This window comes from Nocardioides sp. TF02-7, assembly GCF_022437945.1.
In the GTDB taxonomy this organism is placed as follows: Bacteria; Actinomycetota; Actinomycetes; order Propionibacteriales; family Nocardioidaceae; genus Nocardioides.
Genome location: NZ_CP092535.1, coordinates 4,145,227 through 4,171,392 on the forward strand (window position 1 = coordinate 4,145,227; position 26,166 = coordinate 4,171,392).

Sequence of the window (26,166 nt, forward strand, 5' to 3'; positions counted from 1 at the left end):
GGCTACCGGGCGCGGGCCATCTGGCCCTCGACCGTCTCGACGAGCTCGTCCCACGAGGCCGAGAACTTCTCGACGCCCTCGCGCTCGAGCACCGCCAGCACGTCGTCGAAGTCGACCCCGACCGCGGCGAGCCGGTCGAACACCTGCTGCGCCTCGCGGCGCGGCCGGTCACCTGGTCGCCCTCGACCTCGCCGTGGTCGGCGAAGGCCGCCAGCGTCTTCTCCGGCATCGTGTTCACCGTGTCGGCGACGACCAGGTCGGTCACGTAGAGGGTGTCGGGGTAGTCGGGGTTCTTCACGCCCGTCGACGCCCAGAGCGGCCGCTGCGTCTGGGCTCCCCGCCGCCCGCAGGGCCTCCCAGCGCTCGCCGGAGAAGACCTCCTCGTAGGCGGCGTAGGCGAGCCGGGCGTTGGCGACGGCCGCCTTGCCCCGGAGCGCGAGCGCCTCGTCGCTGCCGATCGCCTCGAGCCGCTTGTCGATCTCGCTGTCGACGCGGGAGACGAAGAACGACGCCACCGAGTGGATCTCCGACAGGTCGCGGCCGGCCTCCTTCGCCTTCTCGAGCCCGGCGATGTAGGCCTCCATGACGCCGCGGTAGCGCTCGATGCCGAAGATCAGGGTGACGTTGACGCTGATGCCCTCGGAGATGGCGGTCTCGATCGCGGGCAGGCCCTTGACGGTGGCGGGGATCTTGATCAGCGCGTTGGGCCGGTCGACCGCTGCCCACAGGGCACGGGCGGACTCGACGGTCCCGTCGGTGTCGTGGGCGAGTGCGGGCTCCACCTCGATCGACACCCGCCCGTCCGCGGGCTTCCCCTGGTAGACGGGCGCCAGCACGTCGCAGGCGTTGCGTACGTCGTCCGTGGTGAGCTCGAAGATCACCCGCGCGGTGTCGGCGTCGTCGGCGACGAGGCGCCGCACCTGCTCGTCGTACCGCTCGCCGTCGGCGATCGCCGAGGCGAAGATGGTCGGGTTCGTGGTCACGCCGACCACGGACTTCTCCTTGACCAGCTCCGCGAGGTTGCCGGTCTCGATCCGCTCGCGCGACAGGTCGTCGAGCCAGATCGACACCCCCGCGTCGGCGAGGGCCTTCAGTCGGTCACTCATGAGTCCTCCTTGGGGGTCTGCCGCGGGCCGGTCGGCGCCGCGGTCGCGTGGGTGGCGCTCAGCCGGCGGCCGCGGCCGCCTTCTCCAGGCTGTCCCGGGCGGCCTGGGCGACCGCCTCGGCGGTCATGCCGTACTCCTCGAAGATCCGCTGGTAGGCGGCGGAGGCGCCGAACGTCTCGATGGAGACGATCCGTCCGTGGTCTCCGACGACCTCCCGCCAGCCCTGGGCGATGCCGGCCTCGACGGCCACCCGCGCCTTGACGCTGGGCGGGAGCACCGAGTCGCGGTAGGACTCGTCCTGGGCGTCGAACCACTCGCGGCACGGCATCGACACCACCCGGGCCCGGACGCCCTCCTCGGCGAGGAGCGTGCGCGCGGCGACGGCCATCTGGACCTCCGACCCGGTGGCGACGAGCACCACGTCGGGGCAGCCCGCCCTCGCTGCGGTCGGCGTCGAGCAGCACGTAGCCGCCCCGGGCCGCGTCCTCGGCCGGGCCCCAGGTCTCGCCGTCGTCGTCGGTGCCGCGGGGGAAGACGGGGAGGTTCTGCCGCGAGAGGCACAGGCCGGCGGGGGGCGTCGGCCTTCCGCAGGACGTGCGCCCAGCAGGCCGCGACCTCGTTGGCGTCGCCTGGCCGGACCACGTCGAGGCCGGGGATCGCCCGCAGGGCGGCGAGGTGCTCGACCGGCTGGTGGGTCGGGCCGTCCTCGCCGAGGCCGATGGAGTCGTGGGTCCACACGTAGGTGACCGGCAGCTTCATCAGCGCGGCCAGCCGCACGGCGGGTCGCATGTAGTCGGAGAAGGTGAGGAAGGTGCCGCCGAACACCCGGGTGCCGCCGTGGAGGGCGATGCCGTTCATGATCGAGCCCATCGCGTGCTCGCGGATGCCGAAGTGGAGGACCCGGCCGGCGAGCGGGTCGCCCTGCCACTGCTTGGTCGACCGGTCGGCCGGGATGAACGAGGGGGGCGTCCTCGATGGTGGTGTTGTTGGACTCCGCCAGGTCGGCCGAGCCGCCCCACAGCTCGGGCACCCGCGGGGCGATCGCGTTGATCGTGGCCCCCGACGCCTTGCGGGTCGCCACGCCCTTGGGGTCGGCGTCGAAGACCGGCAGGTCGGCGTCCCAGCCCTGCGGCAGCTCGCGGGCGCGCAGCCGGTGCAGCAGCTCGGCGCGCTCGGGCTCGGCCTCCGCCCACGCGGCGTACTCCGCGTCCCACGCCTTGCCGGCGGCGGCACCACGCTCGAGCAGCTTGCGGGTGTGGGCGATCACCTCGTCGGGCACCTCGAAGCTCTTCTCGGGGTCGAACCCGAGGATCTCCTTGGTGGCCGCGACCTCCTCCTCGCCGAGGGCGGCGCCGTGCGCCTTGCCGGTGCCCTGCGCGTTGGGCGCCGGCCACGCGATGATCGTGCGCAGGACGATCAGGCTCGGCCGGTCGGTCACGGCCTCGGCGGCCCGGAGCGCCTCGTGCAGCGCGGGCACGTCCTCGTCGTACTGGCCGTCGTCCTTGCTCCCCCCGCGCCAGTCGACGGTCTGGACGTGCCAGCCGTAGGCCTCGTAGCGCTTGGCGACGTCCTCGCCGAGCGCGATGTCGGTCTCGCCCTCGATCGAGATCTGGTTGTCGTCGTAGATCAGGGTCAGGTTGCCGAGCTGCTGCACGCCGGCGATCGCCGAGGCCTCGGCGCTGACCCCCTCCTCGATGTCGCCGTCGGAGGCCAGGCAGTAGACGTGGTGGTCGAAGATCGACTCGCCCGCGGCGGTGTCGGGGGTCGAGCAGGCCGCGCTCGCGGCGCGCCGCCATCGCCATCCCGACCGCGTTGCCGATGCCCTGGCCGAGGGGGCCGGTGGTCGTCTCGACGCCGGCGGTGTGGCCGTGCTCGGGGTGGCCGGGGGTCTTGCTGCCCCAGGTGCGCAGCGCCTTGATGTCCTCGAGCTCGAGGCCCCAGCCGCCGAGGTAGAGCTGGAGGTAGAGCGTCAGTGACGTGTGACCGCAGGAGAGCACGAACCGGTCGCGGGCGATCCAGTCCGGGTCGGCGGGGTCGTGCCTCATCACCTTCTGGAACAGGAGGTACGCCGCGGGGGCGAGGCTCATCGCCGTGCCCGGGTGGCCGTTGCCGACCTTCTGCACGGCGTCCATCGCCAGCACTCGGACGGTGTCGACGGCCTTCCGGTCGAGGTCGGTCCAGTCCAGGTCAGGGATCCTTGTCGTCACTCGGTCGAGCCTACTCACCGCGGGGGAGGCGATGCCACGAGCGGGCGCCCGCACCGATAGACTCGGCTCCGTTCTGACCGCCCGGCTCGCTCCGCGACCTCGACCAGCCTGGGGAACCTGTGACGTACGTCGACCCTGACCGCACCGCAGCCCGGCTGGTCGTGGGGGTCAACGGAGTGGTCGAGCGCGGCGCCGACCAGCCCCGCGCCTCGGTCAAGGACGTCGTCCTGGCGTACGTCGGCCTGACCAAGCCGCGGGTCATCGAGCTGTTGCTGCTGACCACGGTGCCGGTGATGTTCTTCGCCGCCCGCGGCGTGCCCGGCCTCGGCCTGGTGGCCGCCACCGTCGTCGGCGGCGCGCTGTCGGCGGGCTCGGCGTCGGTCTTCAACTGCGTCTACGACCGCGACATCGACGAGCAGATGCGCCGCACCCGGCGCCGGGCGCTCCCGCGGCACATCATCACCCCGCGGGCCGCCCTGCTGTTCGGGCTGGTGCTGGGCGTGCTGTCGACCGTGGTCCTCTACCTGTGGGTCAACCCGCTGTCCGCGGTCCTGTCGGTGTCGGCCAACGCGTTCTACGTGTTCGGCTACACGATGCTCCTCAAGCGGCGCACCACCCAGAACATCGTCTGGGGCGGCATCGCCGGCTGCTTCCCGGCCCTGATCGGCTGGACGGCCGTCACCGGCGAGCTGGCCTGGGCGCCGGTCGTGCTGTTCGGCGTCGTGTTCTTCTGGACCCCGCCGCACACGTGGGCGCTGGCGCTGCGCTACCGCGAGGACTACGCGCACGTCGACGTCCCGATGCTGCCGGTCGTGAAGCCGGCCCGCACCGTCGCCCGCCAGATCGTCGCCTACAGCTGGGTGATGGTGGCCACCAGCCTGCTGCTGTGGCCCGTGGCCGGCACCGGTGTGCTCTACCCGGCCGCCGCCGCCGTGCTCGGCGCGGTGTTCCTGGTACAGGCCCACCAGCTGGAGCGTCGCGCCCGCGGCACCGAGGACCTCGCGGTGATCCGTCCGATGCACCTGTTCCACAGCAGCAACCTCTACCTCTCGCTGCTGTTCGTCGCGGTCGCCGTCGACGCGCTGATCTGGGGCTGAGCCGCCCCGCTCAGACGACCTGGTCGACCGGCTCCGCCCGGTCGACCTGCCCGACTCGGGCGCCGGGCGCGGGCCGCGAGGACGACCCAGGCGATCACCGCCGCCGTCAGCGCCGCGCCGAGCATGTGCAGCAGCACCAGCCACTCCGGCAGGTCGTTGAAGTACTGGACGAACCCGATCACGCCCTGCGCGACCTCCACGGCCAGCAGGGCGAGGGTGGCGTGGAGCAGGTGGCGGTGCCCGCCGCGGACGGCGACCACGACCAGCGCCAGCGTCACCGCCACCAGTGCGTAGACGACCCAGGCGTGGACGTGGGACATCACCTGCGGGTCGAGGCCGGTGCGGCGGGAGTCGAGGTCGCCGGAGTGGGGGCCCGACCCGGTGACGACGGTGCCGAGGTAGAGCACCACCCACCCGAGCGCGAACGCCCCCCACGCGAGCTGCCGCGCCCGCGGCGCCGCGGCGGTGCGCACGGGGCCGCGGAGGTGGTCGAGCAGCACGACGCAGAGGCCGATGATGACCATCGACGACAGGAAGTGGAGCGACACGACCCAGGGGTTCAGGTCGGTCAGCACGGTGATGCCGCCGATGACCGCCTGCGCGGGGATGTAGAGCCCGACGAGCAGCGCCAGCAGGCGGGCGCGCCGGTCGCCACTGCGCCAGGCGGCGAGGAACGTGAGCAGCGCCACGGCCGCGACGGCGAACGTCAGCAACCGGTTGCCGAACTCGATCGCGCCGTGCATCCCGAGCTCGCCGTGGGGCACGTAGGACTCGTCGGTGCAGCGAGGCCAGGTCGGGCAGCCGAGACCGGAACCGGTGAGCCGCACGGCCCCGCCGGTCACCACGATCCCGATGTTGACCACCAGGTTGGCGATCGCGAGCGGCACCAGGAGCCGCTTCGCCGCGTTGTCCATCTGTTCCTTCACTCCCACTTGAACCACCGGGCCGTCGCGAGCCCGCCGAGGACCGCCCACGCCGCCAGCACCACGAGCTCCACCAGCGCGACGTCGCCGGAGGACGCCGCCCGCATCGCCTCCCCGAGCGCCCCCGAGGGGAGCCAGCGCACGACCTCGCCGAGGCCGCCGTACGCCGACGCCGGCACGACGACCGCACCGCCCGCCAGCAGCAGGAGGTAGACCAGGTTGGCCGCCGCCAGCGTCGCCTCGGCGCGCAGCGTGCCTGCCAGCAGCATCCCGAGGCCGGCGAACGCCGCCGTGCCGAGCAGGACCGCGAGCAGGATGCCCGGCACCGACAGCGACGGGGGACCAGCCGAGGGCCAGCCCGGCGGCCCCGATGACCGCGAGCTGGAGGAGCTCGACGAGGAGCAGCGCACCGACCTTGCCGGCCAGCAGCGCGCCGCGGGAGAGGGGGCCGAGCCCAGCCGCTTGAGGACGCCGTACCGGCGCTCGAAGCCGGTGGCGATCGCCAGCGACGTGAACGCCGTCGACATCACCGCGAGCGCCAGCACGCCGGGTGTCAGCACGTCCACGGTGGGGTCGTCGAAGTCGAGGCCGAACCGGTCGGCCGCCTGCACGGCCCCGACCAGCACGATCAGCGGGATCACCACGGCGAGCAGCAGCTGCTCGCCGTTGCGCAGGAGCAGGCGGGCCTCCATCGCGGCCTGGGCCGCGACCTGGCGGGCCACCGGCGCCGCTCCCGGGGCGGGTGCGAAGGTGCCGGTGCTCACGACGCCCGCTCCCGCCCGGTGAGCTCGAGGAAGACGTCCTCGAGGTTGCGCTGGCCGAGCACGAGCGACTCCGGCAGCACGGAGTGGTCCTCGCACCACCGGGAGACCACGGACAGCGTCGAGCCGTCGGCCGGGCCGGACACCTGCAGGCTGAGCTCGTCGAGCACCCGCAGCTCGGTCGCCGGCCCGAGCGCCCGCGCCAGCGCCTGCGGGGAGCCGGGCGGGAACGGCTGGGTGACGACGAGCCGGATCGTGGCGACGGTGCCGCCGCGGGTCAGCTCGAGCGGCGACCCGCTGGCGACCAACCGGCCGTGGTCGAGGATGTGCACCCGGTCGGCCAGCCGCTCGGCCTCCTCGAGGTAGTGGGTGGTGAGCACCACGGTCACGCCGTCGCCGCGCAGCTCCTCCAGCAGCTCCCACACGGTGCGCCGGATCTGCGGGTCCAGACCGGCGGTCGGCTCGTCGACGAACACCAGCTCGGGGCGCCCGACGAGGGGCCATCGCCAGCCCGAGGCGCTGCTGCTGGCCGCCAGAGAGCCGGCGGTACGGCGTGCGGCCGCACTCGTGCAGCGCGAGCCGCTCCATGAGCAGCCCGGTGTCGAGCGGGTGGGCGTGCAGCCGGGCCAGGTGGGTGAGCATCTCCTCGGCGCGGGCCCCGCTCCAGGCGCCGCCGGACTGCAGCATCACGCCGATGCGGGGGAGGAGCCCCCGCCGGTCGCGCACCGGGTCGAGGCCCAGCACGCGCACCGATCCGGCCTGCGGCCGGCGGTAGCCCTCGCAGGTCTCGAGGGTGGTGGTCTTGCCGGCGCCGTTGGGCCCCAGCACGGCGGTGATCGTGTGCTCCTCGACCTCCAGCGACAGACCGTCGACAGCGGTCTTGTCGCCGTACCGCATCACCAGTCCGTCGACGCGCACGGCGGCCGACGGGTGACGCTGTGCAGGCACCTCGAAAGTCTCTCACTACGCTGTCGCGCGTGAGTCCGTGGGTCTACGGCGCCGTCCTGGTGCTCTGCGCAGCGGCCGCCGTCGTCCTCGTCGTCGACCTGGTGCGCGACCGCGCGGCCCAGGACTCCCACTTCGTCGCCCTCGCCGCGCTCGAGCTCGTCGTGCTCGTCCAGCTGGTGGCCGGCTCGGTCGCGCTCGCCCGCACCGACCGCGACGTCGACGGCGTCACCTTCGTCGGCTACCTGGTCACGGTGGCGCTGGTACCCGTCGTCGGCGCGTTCTTCTCCCTCGCCGAGCGGTCACGGGTCGGCACCACGATCCTGCTGCTGGCCGTCGCCACGGTCGCCGGCCTCGAGGTGCGGCTCTGGGACGTCTGGGGTGCCGGTGACTGAGCCCGCCGAGCTCTCGTCCGGCTGGGGCCGGGCCCTGGTGTTCACCTACGGCGTGTTCGCCGTGGCGGCCACCGGCCGCTCCCTCGTCCAGCTCGGCGCCGACGCCGGCCGCGCCCCGCTGGCGTACTCGCTGTCGCTGTTCGCTGCGGTCGTCTACCTCGTCGCCACCACCTGCCTGCTCCTCGGCGGCCGCACCGGCTGGCGCCTCGCCGCACTCGCCGTCACCGTCGAGCTGGTGGGAGTGCTGTCGGTCGGGACGCTGAGCCTCGTCGCCACCGACCTGTTCCCCGACAAGACGGTGTGGTCGCACTTCGGCCAGGGCTACGGCTTCCTGCCGCTGGTGCTCCCCTTCGCCGGCCTCGCCTGGCTCTGGCACACCCGCAGCGGGGTGCTGACGGACGACGCTGCTACCGGAACCGATCACACCGCGACGCCGGAGCCGTAACGGACTACGCCCTCCCGTGGTTGCATGCCAGGGCGTTCTGGGGGGAACGCCATGCTCCAGGGGGAAACAGGTTGCTCACCGTCGCGCGCGCTCTCGTCGCGCTGCTCGTCGCTGCCGCCATGCTCGCGGTCGCGCCCGCTCACGCGACGGGTGGGCAGGAGCCGGTCGTCGTGACCGGCCGGGTCGTCGACCGCGCCGGCACGCCGGTGCCCGACGTCGCGATCCTCGCCGAGCTCTCCGCCGGACGCTGGGTGGAGGTCGGCCGCGCCGACGACCACGGCGACTACCGCGTGGAGCTCGACCTGGACGATGAGGACGACCAGGACGGCCCGGTCTACCTCGGCGTCGGCCTGCTGGGCGACCTGCACTACTACGGCGCGAACCTGGTGGGGGACGGAGCGCCGTACCGGCCGGGGGCGGTCCACGACATGGACCTCGTGGTCCCCGAGCTCGCCGAGGTCTCCGGCACCGTGAGCGACCCCTCGGGCAACCCGGTGCCCGGCGCGACCGTCGCCTTCGCCGACCTGGAGGTTCGCAAGGAGGGAAGCCTGGTGACGGACGACGCCGGGCAGTACCGAGTGCGGTTGCTTCCTGGCGCCACCTTCCGCGTGCAGGTCGAGGCGGACGGCTTCAGGGTCCTCGACCGGGATGTCGACCTTCCGGCACCGGGGCCGCAGACCTGGGACTGGACGCTCGCCCCGGCCGGTCCGCAAAGCCGACCCGCGGGCGCACCGGCCGAGTCGACCGCGGATGAAGGTCGTTCGCTCGGTCGGTCCCCGCCGTGCAGTGGTGCGGTTCCAGCGACCGGCGGCCGGCGGTGCCCCGACGGCGTTCCAGGCGCAGTGCCGGCACCGCGGCGCCGCCCTGCGCGGCGCGCGTGACCGGTCGTCGCCGGTCGTGGTGACCAGGCTCCGCCCGCGGACGGCGTACCGGTGCCGGGTGCGGGCGCGGAACGAGGCAGGATGGAGCCCGTTCTCCCCCGTGGTCGCCGCGGTTCCGGACGCCCGCGCGCCGGCGCTGACCCGCCGTTCGCACCCGGGTTGTGACCCGGGTCTCGCGCCGGCGGCAACTAAGGCTGGCCTTGCTTGAACCCCCGGAATCATTAACGCAACACTGTTGTTGTGGAAAGCATGGGCATCGACACCGACCAGCCGACGCGGCAGCGCGTCGCGCGGTCGATCCTGGTCGACGGCCCGTCCACGGCGGCGGCACTGGCCGAGCGGCTCGACCTCACGCCGGCGGCGGTCCGCCGGCACCTCGACCACCTGGTCGAGGAGGGGAGCCGTCGAGGTCCGTGAGCCGCGCCACGTCGGCACCCGCGGCCGGGGGCGGCCGGCCAAGGTCTTCGCGCTGACCGAGCGAGGGCGCGACGGCTTCGACCAGCAGTACGACGACCTCGCCAGCGAGGCGCTGCGGTTCCTCGCCGAGACCGCCGGCGAGGACGGCGTACGCGCGTTCGCCGAGCGCCGGGCGTCGTTCATCGGCGACCGGTTCGCCGAGGTGGCGAAGGCACACCCGGAGGCCTCGCCGGCCGAGGTGCTGGCGATGGTCTTCACCGCCGAGGGCTACGCCGCCACCGTGCGGGACGTGCCGGTGGGGGAGCAGCTGTGCCAGCAGCACTGCCCGGTCTCCCACGTCGCCCACGAGTTCCCCCCAGCTGTGCGAGGCCGAGACCGAGGCGATCAGCCGGGTCCTCCGCCGCCACGTCCAGCGGCTCGCCACGATCGCCCACGGCGACGGCGTGTGCACCACCGCGATCCCCCGACATCTCCCGCATCCCGATCGCCGACGCAAGCAGCACCCCAGGCCCGATCCACGAGAAGAAGGAGCAGGTCACTCCATGACCTCCATCGAAGACCTCAACCCCGAGCTGAAGGGGGATCGGCCGCTACGAGTTCGGCTGGGCCGACCCCGACGTCGCCGGTGCCCAGGCCCAGCGCGGCCTCAACGAGGCCGTCGTGCGCGACATCTCCGCCAAGAAGGACGAGCCGCAGTGGATGCTCGACCTGCGGCTGAAGGGCCTCAAGCTCTTCCACCGCAAGCCAATGCCCACGTGGGGCTCGGACCTGTCGGCGATCGACTTCGACAACATCAAGTACTTCGTGCGCTCCAGCGAGAAGCAGGCCGCCTCCTGGGAGGACCTGCCCGAGGACATCCGCAACACCTACGACAAGCTCGGCATCCCGGAGGCGGAGAAGCAGCGCCTCGTGGCGGGCGTCGCCGCGCAGTACGAGTCCGAGGTGGTCTACCACTCGATCCGCGAGGACCTCGAGGCGCAGGGCGTGCTGTTCCTCGACACCGACACCGCGCTCAAGGAGCACCCGGAGATCTTCCAGGAGTACTTCGGCACGGTGATCCCCGTCGGCGACAACAAGTTCGCCGCGCTCAACACCGCGGTGTGGTCGGGCGGCTCGTTCATCTACGTGCCGAAGGGCGTGCACGTCGACATCCCGCTGCAGGCCTACTTCCGGATCAACACCGAGAACATGGGCCAGTTCGAGCGGACGCTGATCATCGTCGACGAGGACGCCTACGTGCACTACGTCGAGGGCTGCACCGCGCCGATCTACAGCTCCGACTCGCTGCACTCCGCGGTCGTCGAGATCATCGTCAAGAAGGGCGGCCGCTGCCGCTACACGACCATCCAGAACTGGTCCAACAACGTCTACAACCTGGTGACCAAGCGCGCGGTCTGCGAGGCCGGCGCCACCATGGAGTGGGTCGACGGCAACATCGGCTCCAAGGTGACGATGAAGTACCCCGCCGTCTACCTCATGGGCGAGCACGCCAAGGGCGAGACCCTGTCGATCGCGTTCGCCGGCGAGGGCCAGCATCAGGACGCCGGCGCCAAGATGGTGCACGCGGCGCCCCCACACGTCGAGCTCGATCCTGAGCAAGTCCGTCGCCCGCGGCGGTGGCCGGACGTCGTACCGCGGCCTGATCCAGGTCAACGAGGGCGCCCACGGCTCCAAGAGCAACGTCCTTTGCGACGCGCTGCTGGTCGACCAGATCAGCCGCTCCGACACCTACCCCTACGTCGACATCCGCGAGGACGACGTCTCGATGGGCCACGAGGCCTCGGTCTCGAAGGTCTCCGACGACCAGCTCTTCTACCTCATGTCCCGCGGCATGGAGGAGGACGAGGCGATGGCGATGATCGTGCGCGGCTTCGTCGAGCCGATCGCCAAGGAGCTGCCGATGGAGTACGCCCTCGAGCTCAACCGCCTCATCGAACTCCAGATGGAGGGGCCGTGGGCTGACGTGTCGTCGCTGCGCTCCGCCACGCCGGCCCACGAGGACTCGCGTGTCGTCGCTGCGCTCCGCCACGCGGGCCCCCTTGACCATCAGGTGCGCCAGATGTCGTTCCGTGGTCAGGGCCTCCACGTAGACGTACGAAAGACGAAAGCAAGGAATCGTGACATTGACTGAAAGCGCCCGCTCTGCGGTGGAGATGGACCATGTCGAGAGCCACCTCCACCCCGAGCCGACCTACGACGTCGCGGCGCACCCCAAGCCGACCGGGCGTGAGGAGATCTGGCGGTTCACGCCGCTGAAGCGGCTCCGTGGCCTCCTCGACGGCGCGCCCTCCGACGCCCACCTCGACGTCAGGGAGGAGCTGCCGGCCGGGGTGACCGTGTCGACGATCTCCACCGACGAGGCCAAGGCGCTCGGCGTGACGGCGGCGTTCGACCGGCTGGGCGCGCTCGCGGTCGAGAACGCCGCCGGCGCGATCCTCGTCGACGTCCCGGCCGACGCCGAGCTCGACGGGCCGGTGCGCGTCCAGCTGCACGGCTCGTCGGTCGACGACGTCGTGTGGGGCCACGTCGTGGTCCGGGTCGGGCGGCACGCCCCGCGCCGTCGTGCTCGTCGAGCACACCGGCAGCACGACGTACGACGCGTTCACCTCGGTGCTCGTCGGCGACGGCGCCCAGGTCGACCTGGTGCACGTCAACGACTGGGCGGACGACGCCGTGCACGCCGAGCAGATCAACGTGCGGGTCGGCCGCGACGCGACGCTGCGCCAGTTCGAGTTCACCCTCGGCGGCGACCTGGTGCGCACCAGCACCAACGTCGACTACGCCGGCCCCGGCGGCACGGCCGAGCTGTTCGGCCTCTACTTCGCCGACGCCGGCCAGCACTTCGAGCACCGGCTCTTCGTCGACCACAACGCGCCCAAGACGACGTCCAACGTCGTCTACAAGGGCGCGTTGCAGGGCGAGGGCGCGCACACGGTGTGGATCGGCAACGTGCTGATCCGCAAGGTCGCCGAGGGCATCGAGACCTACGAGGAGAACCGCAACCTGGTGCTCACCGACGGCTGCCAGGCCGACTCGGTGCCCAACCTGGAGATCGAGACCGGCGAGATCGAGGGGCGCGGGCCACGCGTCGGCGGTCGGCCGCTTCGACGACGAGCAGCTGTTCTACCTCCGCTCGCGCGGCGTGCCGGAGGCCGAGGCGCGCAAGCTGGTCGTCCGCGGGTTCTTCGACGACCTGATCCGCAAGGTCACCGTCCCCGAGCTGGCCGAGAAGCTGAGCGGCCAGGTCGAGGAGGAGCTCAAGCGGCACGTCCTGGCGGAGCTCGACTGATGACGGACTCCTACGAGCGGGCGTGCGCGCTCGACGAGGTCCCGACCGACGAGGCGCTCGGCGTGACCGTCGGCGAGTACGACGTCGCGATCGCCCGCGACGGCGACGAGGTGTTCGCGGTGCAGGACCTCTGCACCCACGCCGCGGTCCCGCTGTCGGAGGGGGAGGTCGCCGACTGCACGGTCGAGTGCTGGCTGCACGGCTCCCGCTTCGACCTGCGCACCGGCAAGCCGACCGGCCTCCCGGCCACCGAGCCGGTGGCGACCTTCCCGGTCGAGGTCCGTGACGGCGCCGCCGGCACCGAGGTCTGGGTCGACACCGGGCGCACCCTCAACGGCGTCACCCCGCAGTGACCACGAACTTCTGGATTCCGAGACTGGAGAGACGAGAGATGACCACCCTGGAGATCAAGGACCTCAAGGTCCAGGTGTCGACCGAGGACGGCCCGAAGGAGATCCTCAAGGGCGTCACGCTGACCATCAAGGACGGCGAGACGCACGCGATCATGGGCCCCAACGGCTCCGGCAAGTCCACGCTGGCGTACTCCGTCGCCGGCCACCCGCGCTACGAGATCACCGGCGGCACGGTGACCCTCGACGGCGAGGACGTGCTGGCGATGTCGGTCGACGAGCGGGCCCGGGCGGGCCTGTTCCTCGCCATGCAGTACCCCGTCGAGGTGCCCGGCGTCTCGGTCGCCAACTTCCTGCGCACCGCCAAGACCGCCGTCGACGGCGAGGCGCCGAAGCTGCGCACCTGGGTCAAGGACGTCAACACCGCGCTGCAGGAGCTCGACCTCGACGCGTCGTTCGCGCAGCGGTCGGTCAACGAGGGCTTCTCCGGCGGTGAGAAGAAGCGCCACGAGATCGCCCAGCTCGAGCTGCTCGACCCCAAGGTCGCGATCCTCGACGAGACCGACTCCGGTCTCGACATCGACGCGCTCAAGGTGATCTCCGACGGCGTCAACCGGTTCCGCTCCCGCGAGGGCAAGGGCGTGCTGCTGATCACGCACTACACCCGGATCCTGCGCTACATCCAGCCCGACCACGTCCACGTCTTCGTCGCGGGCCGGGTGGCCGAGTCCGGCGGCCCGGAGCTCGCCGAGGAGCTCGAGGCCAACGGCTACGAGAAGTACCTCGGCGCAGCGGTCTGACATGACGCTCCCCGGCCTGCTCCCCGAGCTCGAGGTGGTCCGCAAGGACTTCCCGATCCTCGAGCGCCTGCTCGCGGGCGACGTGCCGCTGGTCTACCTCGACAGCGCCAACACCTCCCAGAAGCCGCAGGTGGTCATCGACGCGATGGTCGACCACCTCGAGCGCCACAACGCCAACATCGCCCGTGCCATGCACCAGCTGGGCGCGGAGTCGACGGAGGCGTTCGAGGGTGCCCGCGACAAGGTCGCCACCTTCATCGGTGCGCCCGAGCGCGACGAGGTGATCTTCACCAAGAACGCCTCCGAGGCGCTCAACCTGGTGGCCAACACGCTCGCCTGGCAGGGGAGCGGCAGGTCGGTGCCGGCGACGAGGTCGTCATCACCGAGATGGAGCACCACTCCAACATCGTGCCGTGGCAGCTGCTGACCGAGCGCACGGGCGCGACGCTGCGCTGGTTCGGGCTCACCGACGACGGCCGGCTCGACCTGTCCGCCGTGGACGAGCTGATCACCGAGCGCACGAAGGTGGTGTCCCTCACCTGGGTGTCGAACATGCTCGGCACGATCAACCCGGTCGCCGAGATCGCCCGCCGCGCCCACCAGGTCGGTGCGCTCGTCGTCGTCGACGCCTCGCAGGCCGCGCCGCAGCTGGCGATCGACCTGGCGTCGATGCCGGAGGAGGAGCGGCCGGACCTGATGGCGTTCACCGGCCACAAGGTCGTCGGGCCGACCGGCATCGGCGTCCTCTGGGGCCGCCGCGCCGTGCTCGACCAGCTGCCGCCGTTCCTCGGCGGCGGCGAGATGATCGAGACGGTGCGGATGGAGCGGTCCACGTTCGCGCCGATCCCGCACAAGTTCGAGGCCGGCACGCCGCCGATCGTCGAGGCGGTCGGGCTCGGTGCCGCCGTCGAGTACCTCGGTCACCTCGGCATGGACGCGGTCCACGCCCACGAGCAGGCGATCACGGCGTACGCCCTCGAGGGCCTGGCTTCGGTGCCGGGCCTGACCGTGCTCGGTCCCACCGACGCCGCGTCCCGCGGCGGCGCGATCGCCTTCGAGATCGAGGGCGTCCACCCCCACGACGTCGCGCAGGTGCTCGACTCCCGCGGGGTCGCGGTGCGGGCCGGTCACCACTGCGCCAAGCCCGCCCACGCCCGCTTCGGCGTGCAGAGCTCGACCCGGATGTCGTCGTACCTCTACACGACGCCGGCCGAGATCGACGCGCTGGTCGACGGACTGGAATACACCCGCTCGTACTTCAAGTTGGGGTGATGATGAGCGCACAGACCCCCGACCTGGATGCTCTGTACCAGGAGATCATCCTCGACCACTACAAGAACCCGCACGGCAAGGGCCTGCGGGAGCCGCACGAGGCCGAGGTGCACCACGTCAACCCGACCTGCGGCGACGAGGTCACGCTGCGGGTCCACCTGACCGAGGACGCCACCGGGACCGTCGTCAGCGACGTGTCGTACGACGCGCTCGGCTGCTCGATCTCCCAGGCGTCGGCCTCGGTGCTGCACGACCTCGTCGTCGGCAAGCCCGTCGACGAGGCGATGCGCATCCACCAGGAGTTCCTGACGCTCATGCAGGGCAGGGCGCCGTCGAGCCCGACGAGGACGTGCTCGAGGACGGGATCGCCTTCGCGGGCGTCGCCCGGTTCCCGGCGCGCGTCAAGTGCGCGCTCCTGTCGTGGATGGCCTGGAAGGACGCCACCGTTCAAGCCGGAGGAAACGATGACTGACCAGCAGACCGACCACAGCGACCTGCCCGAGGTGCCGGAGGCGCAGGCCGCCGGTGGAGGCACGGCCACGGCGACCGTCGACGACATCACCGAGGCGATGAAGGACGTCGTCGACCCCGAGCTCGGCATCAACGTGGTCGACCTCGGCCTCGTCTACGGCGTGCACGTCGACGAGCACAGCAACGCGGTGCTCGACATGACCCTGACCTCGGCGGCGTGCCCGCTGACCGACGTCATCACCGACCAGACCGAGACGGCTCTCGAGGGCCTCGTCAACGACGTGGCCATCAACTGGGTCTGGATGCCGCCCTGGGGGCCGGACAAGATCACCCCGGACGGCCGCGACCAGCTGCGGGCGCTCGGCTTCAACGTCTGAGACGCGTCGGCGGACTTCTGCCCACAATCCGCCGAAAGTATGACGTCAAGCCGTTGAAAGTCGTCCGGAAGAGGCCTAGGTTTCCACCTGACGGTAACCGCCGTCACATGTGATTCGGAGGCGTTGGACACCCATGGCGCGGCTCGGCATCTGGTTCATCGGCGCGCGCGGGTCGCTCGCCACCACGGCGACGATCGGTCTCGGCGCTCTGCTGCCCGGCTCACGGCCCCGACCGGCTGCGTGACCGAGCTCCCCGACCTCGACAGCACCGGCCTGGCGCCGTTCGACGCGATCGTCGTCGGCGGTCACGACGTGGTCGACACGCCACTGGCCAAGCGGGCCGAGGACCTCGTCGCGGGCGGGGTGGTGCCGGCGGCCCTCCTGGAGCCGGTGCGGGCCGAGCTCGACCGCACCGAGCAGCGGCTGCGTCCCGGCCTCGGCACCCGAGGGTCCGACGGCCCCGCCGCGGGCGGCCAGCGGGCCGACGTCGAGCGCCTGGTGCGTGACATCGAGGAGTTCGCCGCCGGCGTCGACCGGGTCGTCGTGGTCGACGTCTCCAGCACCGAGCAGCCGCACGACGCCGGCGCCGACGGGGCGTCGTACGCCGCGCTCGAGGCGGCGTGGGACGCCGGCCGCGCGCCGCTAGCGGCGAGCTCCGTCTACGCCTGCGCCGCGCTGCTCGCCGGCTGCGGCTACGTCGCCTTCACACCGAGCCCGGGGATCGACGTACCGGCGCTGCGCGAGCTCGCCGACCGCCGCGGCCTGCCCTACGCCGGCCGCGACGGCAAGACCGGCGAGACGCTGGTCAAGTCGGCGCTGGCGCCCATGTTCGCCACCCGGGCGCTCGCCGTCCGGTCGTGGACCTCGATCAACCTCCTCGGCGGCGGCGACGGCGCGACCCTCGCCGACCCGGCCGCGGCGAGCTCCAAGACCCAGGCCAAGCGCAGCGGGCTCGACGCGATGATCGGCCACCCGGTCGACGGCCCGATGCACATCGACTACGTCGACGACCTCGGCGACTGGAAGACCGCCTGGGACCACGTCCGCTTCGACGGCTTCCTCGGCACCCGGATGACCCTCCAGTTCACCTGGCAGGGCTGCGACTCCACGCTCGCCGCTCCGCTGGTGCTCGACCTGGCCCGGCTGGTCGGCCGTGCCCAGGACGTGGGGGAGTCGGGCGTGCTCGACGCCCTCGGCTTCTTCTTCAAGTCCCCGCTCGACTCCGACGAGCACCGCCTCGCGCAGCAGTGGGAGGCGCTGACCGCCTGGTCGGCCCGCTGTGCGGAGCGGGCCAGGTCGTGAGGGCGGCCGACCTCGCCGAGCTGGTGCGGCTCCCCGCCGCGCTGACCGTCCCGGGTGACGCCTGGGCCGGTGCCGCGTCGGTCGCGGGCGGCCGCTCGTGGGCCGCGCCCGTCTCGTCGGTGCTCCTCTACTGGGGTGGCATGGCGCTCAACGACTGGTCCGACCGCGAGGTCGACGCCGTCGAGCGGCCCGAGCGCCCTGTCCCGTCCGGGCGGGTCCCGGCCGCGGCCGCCCTGGGCGTCGCGACCGGCCTGCTCGGCGCCGGCGTGGCCGCGTCCGCCGTCGTGGGCGGCCGGCCGGCGCTCCGCGTGAGCGTGCCGCTCGCCGCCCTCGTCGTCACCTACGACACCGTGGCCAAGGACGCCGTGGTCGGGCCGCTCGTGATGGGCTCGACCCGCGGCCTCGACGTGCTCCTCGGCGCCGCGGCCGCTCCGGGCGGCGCGCTGGCCCCGGCGGCGGCGATGACCGCCCACACCGTCGGTGTGACCGCGCTCAGCCGCGGCGAGGTCCACGGCACCAGCCCGTCGGTCGCGCGCGCCGTCGTCGCCACCACCTGCGCCGTGGCCGCCGCGGGCATCGCGGCCGCGGCGCTCGACCGTGGCGGTCGGGCCCGGGACCGGGTCGCGGCCGCGGCGCTGCACGGCGCCTACGCCGCCGTCGTCGTCCGTGCCCAGGCGCGGGCGGTCACGTCGCCCGACGCCGGCACCGTCCGGTCGGCGACCGGCATCGGCATCGGCGGTCTCCCGCTGCTGCAGGCTGCGTGGCTGGCCCAACGCGGGCGCCCGCTCCTCGGTGCCGCCGTCGCCGCCGCCGGGCCGCTGCTGCGCCGCGCCACCCGCAAGGTCAGCGCGACATGAGCGCCCTCCGGCTGGGTTACGGCCTCAACGGCTTCGCCGGTCACCGGCTCCACGACGCGTGCGCCGTCGTCGCCGGCCTGGGCTACGACGGCGTCGCGCTCACGCTCGACCAGCCGCACCTCGACCCGTTCGCCGACGACGTCGCCGCTCAGGTCGAGCGCGCCGGCCGGGCGCTCGCCGAGCACCGGCTGGCCGTGGTGGTCGAGACCGGCTCCCGCTACGTCCTCGACCCGTGGCACAAGCACGAGCCGACGCTGGTCAGCGACGCCGGTCGCGAGCGGCGCGTCGAGCTGCTGAGCCGCGCCGTGCGGATCGCGCACGAACTCGGGGCCGAGGCGATGTCGTGTTGGTCCGGCACCCTTCCTGCCGGCACCGCCCCCGACGAGGGGGTGGCGCCGGGTGGTCGACGGCCTCGGCCCGGTCCTCGACCTCGCTGCCGGGCTCGGCACGACCGTCTGCTTCGAGCCGGAGCCCGGGATGTTCGTCGCCACCCTCGACGACGCCCTCGAGCTGCGGCGGCGGCTCGGCGAGCCCGAGCACCTGCGGATCACGCTCGACCTCGGGCACCTGGTGTGCAACGAGCCGCGGTCGCCCGCCGACACGGTGGCGGCGGCCGGCACCCTGATCGGCAACGTGCAGGTCGACGACATGGTCCGCGACGTGCACGAGCACCTCGAGCTCGGCACCGGCGAGCTCGACCTCGACGCCGTGCTCGCCGCGCTCCTCGCGACCGGTTACACCGGGCTCGCGAGCGTCGAGCTTCCGCGGCACTCCCACGCCGCGCCGGCGGTCGCCCGGTCGAGCATGGCCGCCCTGCAAGCCTCCCTCAGCCGCCTCGACCAGTCCCTAGGAGCACGATGACCGAGATCCGTCCGCTCGCGCCCCCGGACGACGTACGCCGTCACCTCGGCCCGGCCGCCGACGTCCTCGACGCCATGCTCGCCGAGGTCGCCGCCGACCCGGCCAGGATCGGCCGGCTGTTCGCCGGCGCTGCCCGGCGTACCGCCCGCGGCCCGCTGCCCGGCGACGAGGTGCTCGTCGAGGACGCCGTGCGGGTCGAGCTGGTCGCGGCCGCCGCGCAGCAGCTCGACGCCGACCGCCTGGGCACCGAGCTGGCGGCGCTCTACCGGTTCGGCGACAGCGACGAGAAGCGGGCCGTGCTGCTCGCGCTGGGCCGGCTGCCCGCCGACGCCGGCGTCGACGGCACGGAGCTGCTGCTCGACGCGCTCCGCACCAACGACACCCGGCTGGTCGCCGCGGCGATGGGCGAGCACGCCCGGCGGCTGCCGATCGACCAGTGGCGCCACGGGGTGCTCAAGTGCCTCTTCACGGGGGTCCCGGTCGACCACGTCGCCGGCCTGGCCGACCGCGCCGACGCCGAGCTCGGCGCGATGGCGGAGCGTTACGCCCGCGAACGGCGCGCGGCCGGCCGCGAGGTCCCTGCGGACGTCGCGACCGTGATCGCCGCCTGTCCCCAGCCCCAGCACGAGCAGCCCCAGCACCAGCCCACGGAGGCCTGAGATGCGCATCTTCGACCCGCACATCCACATGACGTCGCGCACCACGGACGACTACGAGGCCATGCACGCCGCCGGAGTCCGGGCGCTGGTCGAGCCGGCGTTCTGGCTGGGCCAGCCGCGCACCAACGTCGGCTCGTTCCTCGACTACTTCGACTCGCTCGTGGGCTGGGAGCGGTTCCGGGCCGCGCAGTTCGGCATCGCGCACCACTGCACGATCGCGCTGAACCCCAAGGAGGCCAACGACCCGCGCTGCGTCGAGGTGCTCGACCTGCTGCCGCGCTACCTCGACAAGGACGGCGTCGTGGCGGTCGGCGAGGTCGGCTTCGACTCCATGACCGAGGCCGAGGAGAAGGCGTTCTCGCGCCAGCTCGAGCTGGCGGTCGAGTTCGGGCTCCCGGCGATGGTCCACACGCCCCACCGCGACAAGGGAGGCCGGCACCCGGCGCACCCTCGAGCTGGTCGAGGCCTCCGGTCTGGCGCCGGGGATGGTGGTCGTCGACCACCTCAACGAGGTGACCGTCGGCCAGGTCGACGACAGCGGCTGCTGGATGGGGTTCTCGATCTACCCCGACACCAAGATGGACGAGCACCGGATGGTTCGCATCCTCCAGGACCGCGGCCTCGACCGGGTGCTGGTCAACTCCGCCGCCGACTGGGGTCGCAGCGACCCCCCTCAAGACCGCCAAGACGGGCCGGGCCATGCTCGAGGCCGGGTTCACCGAGGACGACGTCGACCGGGTCCTGTGGCGCAACCCGGTCGAGTTCTTCGGCCAGTCCGGCCGGCTGATGATCGACGAGGCCGCCGAGGCGGCGCCGGACGCCGGGGCGACGTTCGAGGGCAACTCGATCCTTCGCGGCGCGCGGGCCTGAGCAGGTGCGGTTCCGGCACCCGGACGGCAGCACCGTCCACCTCGGCTACGGCACCAACGCGCTCCCCGCCGAGGACGTCGACGGCCTGGTGGCGCAGGCGACCGGCTTCGGCGACCGGCTCCGCGCGCACCTCGGCGTCGACCGCGTCGGCCTGGGCCTGTGGCTGCCGGCGGAGGCGGCGCACCGGCTCGACGCGGACCCCGCGGCGGTCGCGCAGGTGCGCGAGAGGCTGGCGGCGCACGGCGTCGAGATCGTCACCCTCAACGCCTTCCCCTACGCCGACTTCCAGAGCGGTCCGGTCAAGAAGGCGGTCTACCTCCCGACCTGGGCGGAGCGGTCGAGGCTGGACTACACGCTCGCCGCCGCCCGGGTCCTCGCCGGGTTGCTGCCCGACGACGCCGCGGAGGGCAGCATCTCGACGCTGCCGCTGGCCTGGCACGCCTCCTGGCTCGGCGACCGGCAACGGACCGCGATGGAGCACCTGACCGAGCTGGCAGACGGCCTCGAGAAGCTCGAGGCCGCGACCGGCCGCCGGGTGGTCGTCGGCATGGAGCCCGAGCCGGGCTGCGCGATCGAGACGATCGACGACGCCGTACGCCGGCTGGCCGAGGTCGACCGCGACCGGATCGGCGTCTGCCTCGACCTGTGCCACCTGGCCGTGGGCTTCGAGGACGCCGCCGACGCCCTCCGCCGGCTCGACGACGCCGGGCTGGCGGTCGTCAAGGCACAGCCGGCCGCGGCGCTGGTGGTCGACGACCCGGCCGACCCGGCCGCTCGCGCCGCGCTGGCGGCGTACTCCGAGGACCGGTTCCTCCACCAGGTGCGCCAGCAGGGGCGCGGCCGGCTGATGGCCCGCGACGACCTGCCGGACGCGCTCGACGGCGTCCGCCCGCTGCGGCCGACGTCGCCGTGGCGGGTGCACTTCCACGTGCCGGTGCACGCCGACCCGCAGGAGCCGCTGACCAACAGCCGCGACGACCTGCGTGCGTCGCTGCGGGCGCTGCTCGGCGGCGCGACCGCGCGGGTGCGGCACCTCGAGGTCGAGACCTACACCTGGTCGGTGCTGCCCGACGGCGCACCGGCCGACGACGACGCCCTGGCCGCCGGCCTGGCCGCCGAGCTCGCCTGGGTCCGCGACGAGCTCGTGGCCCTCGGCCTGACCCCCTGCTGAGCACCGCCACGAGGAGGAACCGTGCCCGCTCCCACCCCCAAGCTGCTGCTGGTCGACGTCGTCGGCCTCACCCCCGACCTGCTCCAGCACATGCCCCGCCTGCGCGGCCTCGCGCAGGCCGGCTCGCAGGCCGTGCTCGAGACGGTGCTGCCCGCCGTCACCTGCTCGGTGCAGTCGACGATCCTCACCGGGACCACGCCGGCCGAGCACGGCATCGTCGGCAACGGGTGGTACTTCCGCGACCTCGGCGAGGTCTTCCTCTGGCGTCAGCACAACAAGCTGGTGCAGGGCGAGAAGGTGTGGGAGACGATCCGCAGGTCACGGCCGGACTACAAGGTGGCCAACGTCTGCTGGTGGTACGCGATGGGCGCGACGACCGACTGGACGGTCACCCCGCGCCCGATCTACTACGCCGACGGCAAGAAGGCGCCCGACTGCTACACCCGCCCGCCGGCACTGCACGACGAGCTCGTGGGCGAGCTGGGTGAGTTCCCGCTGTTCCAGTACTGGGGCCCGACGGCCTCGATCAAGTCCAGCGAGTGGATCGTCGGCGCGGCTCGTAGGCTGCTGCCGCGGGCGGACCTGACGATGGTCTACCTCCCGCACCTCGACTACGACCTGCAGCGGTTCGGCCCCGATGCACCGGAGGCGCGCCGTGCCGCCGCCGAGGTCGACGCCGCGCTCGCCCCGCTGCTCGACGACGCGAAGGCCGCCGGCGCGACAGTCGTCGTGCTGTCGGAGTACGGCATCACCGCCGCCGACACGCCGGTCGACGTCAACCGCGCCCTGCGCGCGGAGGGCCTGCTGGAGGTGTACACGCAGGACGGCATGGAGTACCTCGACCCGTGGACGTCGCGCGCGTTCGCCGTCGCCGACCACCAGGTCGCCCACGTCTACGTCGACGACCCCGCCGACCTCGAGCAGGTGCGCAAGCTGTGCGCCGGGCTCTCCGGGGTGGCCGAGGTGCTCGACCGCGAGGGCCAGGCGGCGTACGGCCTCGACCACGAGCGGTCCGGCGAGCTGGTGCTGGTGGCGGAGCCGACGGCCTGGTTCACCTACTACTACTGGGACGACGACGACCGGGCGCCGGACTTCGCGCGCGGTGTCGAGATCCACCGCAAGCCCGGCTACGACCCGGCGGAGCTGTTCTTCGACCCGGAGGACCGCGCGGTGAAGGTGAAGGCCGCGCTCACCCTGGCCCGGAAGATGGCGGGCCTGCGCTACGCGATGAAGGTGGTGCCGCTCGACCCGGCGCCCGTGCGCGGCACCCACGGCCGGCTCCCTGCCCGCGACGAGGACGCCCCGGTGATCCTCTGCGACCGGCCGGGGGCGTTCGGCGACCGGGTCGCCGCCACCGACGTGCGCGACCTGCTGCTGGGGCTGGTGGGGGTCGACGGCTGAGCGGCGCCGACCGGCTACCGTCGGCCCGTGCCTGACGTCCTCGTGCCCGTCCCGCGGTGGGCACGGTGGGTGGACAACTTCACCTGGCGGCACGGCGCGACGGAGCTGACGGTGGTGGACGGCCGGCTGCGGGGGAGCGCGGCCGACGGATCGTGGTTCGCGGCCGGCCTCCCGTTCGACGCGGCGTACGACGGCCCGCCCGACGTCGCTGCCTTCGCCGCGACCGCCGCGCCGCCCCCGGCCTGGGGGGTGCTGCTGGTGCGCAAGGGCGGCTTCGCCGTCGCCCGCCTCGCCGGCGACCGTCTGGTGGGGTCGAAGGTGGGGCAGCGGCACGTCCAGGGCCGCACGAAGGCCGGTGGCCAGTCGCAGCAGCGGTTCGCCCGTCGCCGCGGCAACCAGGCGCGCGACGCCTACCGCGCGGCAGCCGACCACGCGGCCCGGGTCCTCGAGGGTGCACCGGTGGTGGTGACGGGCGGCAACCGGTCCGCCGTCGCCGAGGTGCTCGCCGATCCGCGGCTGGCGGGCGTGACGGTCGTCGGCCCGTGGCTCGCGGTCCCCGACCCGCGGCGTGCGGTGCTCGAGGCGGCGATCGCGGACGCGCAGTCGGTGCGGGTGGTCGTCGAGAACGTGTGACGGACACGTGCAGAAGATGTTGACGAGGAAACACTTGCAGGCCTCCTGGGACCCGGCACATCAGCGCCCGGTTCCGGCCACCACTTGATGAGGAGAGCGAATGCTCGAAGCCACCAGCATCGACGTCGTCGTGTTCGACGTGCTCGGGACGATGGTCGACGAGCCGGCCGGGCTACGGGCGGCCTTCCGTGACGCGAGGCCCGGCGCCGACGACGCCGTAGTCGACCAGATGCTCGGCGTGTGGCAGGCGCATGTCCGCGAGGAGCAGCGACGCATCGCAGCGGGCGATCGGCCGTTCGCGAGCACGGTGGTCATCGATCGCGAAGCGGCCGGACACGCGGCGGCCCAGATCGGTCTGGTTGATCCGGCCGCCCTCGACCGACTGTCGACCGCGGCCGAGCGCATGGAGCCGTGGGAGGACTCGGTCGCGGGGCTCGAACGGATCGGTCGAGCGTTCCCAGTGGTGGGCCTCTCGAACGCCAGTCGAGCGACGCTCCTCCGTCTCGACGCCCACGCCGGGCTCCGCTGGCATCTCGTCCTGTCAGCCGAGGACGCCGGGGCTTACAAGCCCGCGCCTGAGGTCTACCAACTAGCCGTCGACGCAGCTGGGTGCCCGCCAGACCGGATCCTGATGGTCGCCGCGCACGCCTGGGATCTCCGTGGAGCACAGGCGCTCGGCATGAGGACCGCCTACGTGCAGCGACCGGTCGGTGATCCGCCCGTCGACTCCGACGCCTTCGACGGGCACTTCGAGAATCTGCTCGCACTCGCGGAGGCGCTGGACGCATAGCCGCGGCACTCTCGCGGCGAGACCGGCTCCAGGTCGCCGTTCTCGCGGACCCACGGAGGTCAGCGGGAACGCTGCTCCAGTTGCGTCTGTGTCTCGGTGTCGGTGAAGCCGACCGAGCGGTAGACCCGGATCGCGAGATAGTCGGGGTCGGCGACCATCACCAACGTGTGCGCGCCGACCTCGTCGAACCCGTGGGCCGCCACCCGGTGCACGAGCGTCCCGGCGATTCCCTGTCCGCGGTGGTCGGGGTGGGTCTCGACGCTCTGGAAGCGCGCCAGCCCGCTGCCCGCGTCGACCAGCCCCATCGAGGCGACGAGGCGGTCGCCGGCGAAGGCGCCCCACCACGTGCCGTGGCCGGCTTCGCACAGCGCCCGATCGGCGTCCGCGCGTCGCTCGGCGAAGGTGCGGTAGCCCGCGCCTTCGGAGCCGTCGGGGTCGGCGGCGTCGACCGCGACCGACAGCTCGACCCGCTGCGCCCAGTCGTCGTCGGTCGCCAGGGTCCGGCACTGCACGGACCGGTTCGGGCGCGGCGGGGCGTGCACCGACGTCGCCGTCATCACCGTCGCTGCGTCGATCCGAAGCCCTGCCTCGAGCATCGGTGCCAGCGCCGCGGCCTGGTCAGTGGTGCCGTCCACCCCGAAAGTCCGGAAGTCGCCGTCGGGCAGGTCAGCGTCGTAGCGCGCCAGCACGTCCGCGACCTCGTCGGCCGCCGGCGGCACGGCGAGCAGGTCGAAGTTGCCCCAGCGGAAGGTCGGGTTGGCCTGCGTGCGCACGGCGACGTACTGCCCGCGGTCCTCGACGGTCGAGCCTGCGAGCCGCAGCAGGGCCAGGTCCGTGCGGAACGCGAGCGAGCGGATCTCCACGGTGCCGGAGCATAGTGGCGGGCTTCGGCGTCACGCGCCGTTGGAGGCCTCGTGCCAGTCCCAGTGGGCGCGCGCGTACTCACCCTGACCTGGGACGAGTGCTCCGCACACGCGGCAGGCGAGCAGCCCGTCCGGGAGGCTGTCCGGCAGCCTGTCGAAGAGCTCGAGCTCGTTCGGTTCCGAGCCCGCCGGCGTCGGCGTGCTCATGCGCCCTGGCCGAGCGGCTGGATCTCCTGGCGCGACACGAGCTCGTCCAGAGCCTGCTGGCAACCGGACTGCCACTGGCCGTGATGGTCCTCGAAGGACACAACCGCTTCGCTCCCGCATCCCTCTTCGTGCCACGAGCATCGTCCTCGGGCAGCCACCGATCCGGGCGGGTGCAGGTCGGGATCGAAGGGGGTAGGACGGGTTCACCACGGACTGGTACCCCGGACCCGGCGGTTCACGACCATCGGATGAGCTGCCGCGCGCAGCGCTCGCTAGGCGACGAGGTCGAGGTCGACCAGGCGCGCGTCGGTGTAGATCTCGCCGATGATGGTGTGGTCGGGGCCGCGGATGGGTTCGAAGGTGGTGGTGCCGTGGGGGGTGACGATGCGGCACAGGCCGTGGGGGGTGATCCAGCGGTAGGCGGCCAGGGCGAGCTGGTGGAGCTGGTAGCCGGTGTGGGTCTTGGCGCGGTGGTGGCGGCGGGTCAGGGGGGCGGCGTTGTGGTCGCCGGTCTGCCCGGGCGGGCCGTCGGGCTGGTAGGGGGTGGGGTGGTCGAGGTCGAGGCGTTTGGTGCCGCGGCTGGTGGAGTGGGGGAAGACGTCGCCGTGGGTGCGCAGCAGGGTGCGGCGTGCGATCCGGGCGGGGTGTTCGTAGCTGTTGACGGCCTCGATGGTGTTGAGGTCGATGACCGGTTGGAGGGTGATGTCGCGGTCGGGACCGAGCAGGTCCCTGAGCTCGCTGACCAGGACGGGGCCGTGGTCCTCCACGCGAGCCACACCCTTCCCGCAGCCGCACAGGGTCTCCGCGGCGAGGTGG

22 protein-coding genes and 8 pseudogenes are annotated in these 26,166 nt (G+C 72.8%); 22 read left to right on the top strand and 8 right to left on the bottom strand.

The window, feature by feature from the left end; all coding sequences use genetic code 11:
- Positions 1-2: 2 nt before the first annotated feature.
- Together tal and tkt are read right to left on the bottom strand one after the other, a co-directional pair.
- Positions 3-1,106 (bottom strand): annotated as a pseudogene (gene tal, locus MF408_RS21470) (transaldolase).
- Between the two features lie 58 nt (positions 1,107-1,164).
- Positions 1,165-3,238: pseudogene (tkt, locus tag MF408_RS26075) on the bottom strand (transketolase).
- 230 nt (positions 3,239-3,468) lie between these two features.
- Between tkt and MF408_RS21490 the strand changes: the two are divergent.
- Complete coding sequence (locus tag MF408_RS21490; RefSeq protein WP_240252099.1) at positions 3,469-4,410, top strand: heme o synthase; 942 nt, start codon at positions 3,469-3,471, stop codon at positions 4,408-4,410.
- Here MF408_RS21490 and MF408_RS21495 read toward each other — a convergent pair.
- The 4 genes and pseudogenes from MF408_RS21495 to MF408_RS21510 all read right to left on the bottom strand — a co-directional run.
- On the bottom strand, positions 4,356-5,324 hold the full coding sequence (locus MF408_RS21495) for a COX15/CtaA family protein (RefSeq protein ID WP_240249347.1): 969 nt from the start codon (positions 5,322-5,324) through the stop codon (positions 4,356-4,358). The genes MF408_RS21490 and MF408_RS21495 overlap by 55 nt on opposite strands.
- A gap of 8 nt (positions 5,325-5,332) precedes the next feature.
- Positions 5,333-6,097: an ABC transporter permease gene (locus tag MF408_RS21500; protein WP_345893986.1), complete on the bottom strand. Its 765-nt coding sequence runs from the start codon at positions 6,095-6,097 to the stop codon at positions 5,333-5,335.
- Positions 6,094-6,570: an AAA family ATPase gene (locus tag MF408_RS21505; protein ID WP_240252197.1), complete on the bottom strand. Its 477-nt coding sequence runs from the start codon at positions 6,568-6,570 to the stop codon at positions 6,094-6,096. Before MF408_RS21505 ends, MF408_RS21500 begins: the two co-directional genes overlap by 4 nt.
- A gap of 82 nt (positions 6,571-6,652) precedes the next feature.
- Positions 6,653-6,991, bottom strand: a pseudogene (locus MF408_RS21510) (ATP-binding cassette domain-containing protein); the annotation flags it as partial.
- An 80-nt stretch (positions 6,992-7,071) separates the two neighbouring features.
- On the opposite strand from MF408_RS21510, the gene MF408_RS21515 reads away from it, so the two are divergent.
- The 21 genes and pseudogenes from MF408_RS21515 to MF408_RS21610 all read left to right on the top strand — a co-directional run bounded on the left by MF408_RS21515 (position 7,072) and on the right by MF408_RS21610 (position 24,280).
- Positions 7,072-7,434, top strand: coding sequence for a hypothetical protein (locus MF408_RS21515; RefSeq protein WP_240249348.1), 363 nt, complete (start codon positions 7,072-7,074; stop codon positions 7,432-7,434).
- Positions 7,427-7,879 carry a hypothetical protein gene (locus MF408_RS21520; RefSeq protein ID WP_240249349.1) on the top strand — a complete coding sequence of 151 codons (453 nt, stop codon included), beginning with the start codon at positions 7,427-7,429 and terminating at the stop codon, positions 7,877-7,879. The genes MF408_RS21515 and MF408_RS21520 overlap by 8 nt, the downstream gene beginning before the upstream one ends.
- 71 nt (positions 7,880-7,950) lie before the next feature.
- Entirely contained in the window at positions 7,951-8,760 is an 810-nt protein-coding gene (locus tag MF408_RS21525) for a carboxypeptidase-like regulatory domain-containing protein (protein WP_240249350.1), read from the top strand.
- A gap of 249 nt (positions 8,761-9,009) precedes the next feature.
- Positions 9,010-9,177, top strand: coding sequence for a helix-turn-helix domain-containing protein (locus MF408_RS21530; protein ID WP_240249351.1), 168 nt, complete (start codon positions 9,010-9,012; stop codon positions 9,175-9,177).
- A gap of 582 nt (positions 9,178-9,759) precedes the next feature.
- A pseudogene (sufB, locus tag MF408_RS21535) lies at positions 9,760-11,128 on the top strand (Fe-S cluster assembly protein SufB); the annotation flags it as partial.
- 202 nt (positions 11,129-11,330) lie between these two features.
- Positions 11,331-12,466: pseudogene (sufD, locus tag MF408_RS21540) on the top strand (Fe-S cluster assembly protein SufD).
- Positions 12,466-12,819: a Rieske 2Fe-2S domain-containing protein gene (locus MF408_RS21545; RefSeq protein ID WP_240249352.1), complete on the top strand. Its 354-nt coding sequence runs from the start codon at positions 12,466-12,468 to the stop codon at positions 12,817-12,819. The pseudogene sufD and the gene MF408_RS21545 overlap by 1 nt, the downstream one beginning before the upstream one ends.
- A gap of 38 nt (positions 12,820-12,857) precedes the next feature.
- Entirely contained in the window at positions 12,858-13,616 is a 759-nt protein-coding gene (sufC, locus tag MF408_RS21550) for a Fe-S cluster assembly ATPase SufC (RefSeq protein WP_240249353.1), read from the top strand.
- Between the two features lie 16 nt (positions 13,617-13,632).
- Positions 13,633-14,888: pseudogene (locus tag MF408_RS21555) on the top strand (cysteine desulfurase).
- Between the two features lie 2 nt (positions 14,889-14,890).
- Positions 14,891-15,360 (top strand): annotated as a pseudogene (sufU, locus tag MF408_RS21560) (Fe-S cluster assembly sulfur transfer protein SufU).
- A complete protein-coding gene (locus MF408_RS21565; RefSeq protein WP_275693257.1) occupies positions 15,353-15,736 on the top strand; it encodes a metal-sulfur cluster assembly factor in 384 nt (127 codons plus the stop codon). The pseudogene sufU and the gene MF408_RS21565 overlap by 8 nt, the downstream one beginning before the upstream one ends.
- Before the next feature lie 240 nt (positions 15,737-15,976).
- A complete protein-coding gene (locus tag MF408_RS21570) occupies positions 15,977-17,038 on the top strand; it encodes an inositol-3-phosphate synthase (protein ID WP_240249354.1) in 1,062 nt (353 codons plus the stop codon).
- Positions 17,035-17,895, top strand: a complete 861-nt coding sequence (locus tag MF408_RS21575) for an SCO3242 family prenyltransferase (RefSeq protein ID WP_240249355.1) — start codon at positions 17,035-17,037, stop codon at positions 17,893-17,895. Before MF408_RS21570 ends, MF408_RS21575 begins: the two co-directional genes overlap by 4 nt.
- Positions 17,892-18,203: pseudogene (locus tag MF408_RS27270) on the top strand (sugar phosphate isomerase/epimerase); the annotation flags it as partial. The gene MF408_RS21575 and the pseudogene MF408_RS27270, both read left to right, overlap by 4 nt.
- A 91-nt stretch (positions 18,204-18,294) precedes the next feature.
- Positions 18,295-18,756, top strand: coding sequence for a TIM barrel protein (locus tag MF408_RS27275; RefSeq protein WP_345893966.1), 462 nt, complete (start codon positions 18,295-18,297; stop codon positions 18,754-18,756).
- A complete protein-coding gene (locus MF408_RS21585; protein ID WP_240249356.1) occupies positions 18,753-19,415 on the top strand; it encodes an EboA domain-containing protein in 663 nt (220 codons plus the stop codon). The genes MF408_RS27275 and MF408_RS21585 overlap by 4 nt, the downstream gene beginning before the upstream one ends.
- Before the next feature lies 1 nt (position 19,416).
- Positions 19,417-20,202, top strand: coding sequence for a TatD family hydrolase (locus MF408_RS21590; protein WP_240249357.1), 786 nt, complete (start codon positions 19,417-19,419; stop codon positions 20,200-20,202).
- An 87-nt stretch (positions 20,203-20,289) separates the two neighbouring features.
- Entirely contained in the window at positions 20,290-21,456 is a 1,167-nt protein-coding gene (gene eboE, locus MF408_RS21595) for a metabolite traffic protein EboE (protein ID WP_240249358.1), read from the top strand.
- A 21-nt stretch (positions 21,457-21,477) separates the two neighbouring features.
- Entirely contained in the window at positions 21,478-22,857 is a 1,380-nt protein-coding gene (locus MF408_RS21600) for a nucleotide pyrophosphatase/phosphodiesterase family protein (RefSeq protein ID WP_240249359.1), read from the top strand.
- Between the two features lie 27 nt (positions 22,858-22,884).
- On the top strand, positions 22,885-23,490 hold the full coding sequence (locus tag MF408_RS21605) for an acVLRF1 family peptidyl-tRNA hydrolase (protein WP_240249360.1): 606 nt from the start codon (positions 22,885-22,887) through the stop codon (positions 23,488-23,490).
- 100 nt (positions 23,491-23,590) lie between these two features.
- On the top strand, positions 23,591-24,280 hold the full coding sequence (locus MF408_RS21610; RefSeq protein WP_240249361.1) for a haloacid dehalogenase type II: 690 nt from the start codon (positions 23,591-23,593) through the stop codon (positions 24,278-24,280).
- 59 nt (positions 24,281-24,339) lie between these two features.
- Here MF408_RS21610 and MF408_RS21615 read toward each other — a convergent pair whose 3' ends face one another.
- Together MF408_RS21615 and MF408_RS21620 are read right to left on the bottom strand one after the other, a co-directional pair.
- The gene (locus tag MF408_RS21615) at positions 24,340-25,143 is read right to left on the bottom strand and encodes a GNAT family N-acetyltransferase (protein ID WP_240249362.1); all 804 of its coding nucleotides are present in this window, start codon (positions 25,141-25,143) and stop codon (positions 24,340-24,342) included.
- Positions 25,144-25,622: 479 nt separating this feature from the next.
- Positions 25,623-26,117, bottom strand: coding sequence for a hypothetical protein (locus MF408_RS21620; protein ID WP_240249363.1), 495 nt, complete (start codon positions 26,115-26,117; stop codon positions 25,623-25,625).
- Positions 26,118-26,166 lie beyond the last annotated feature (49 nt).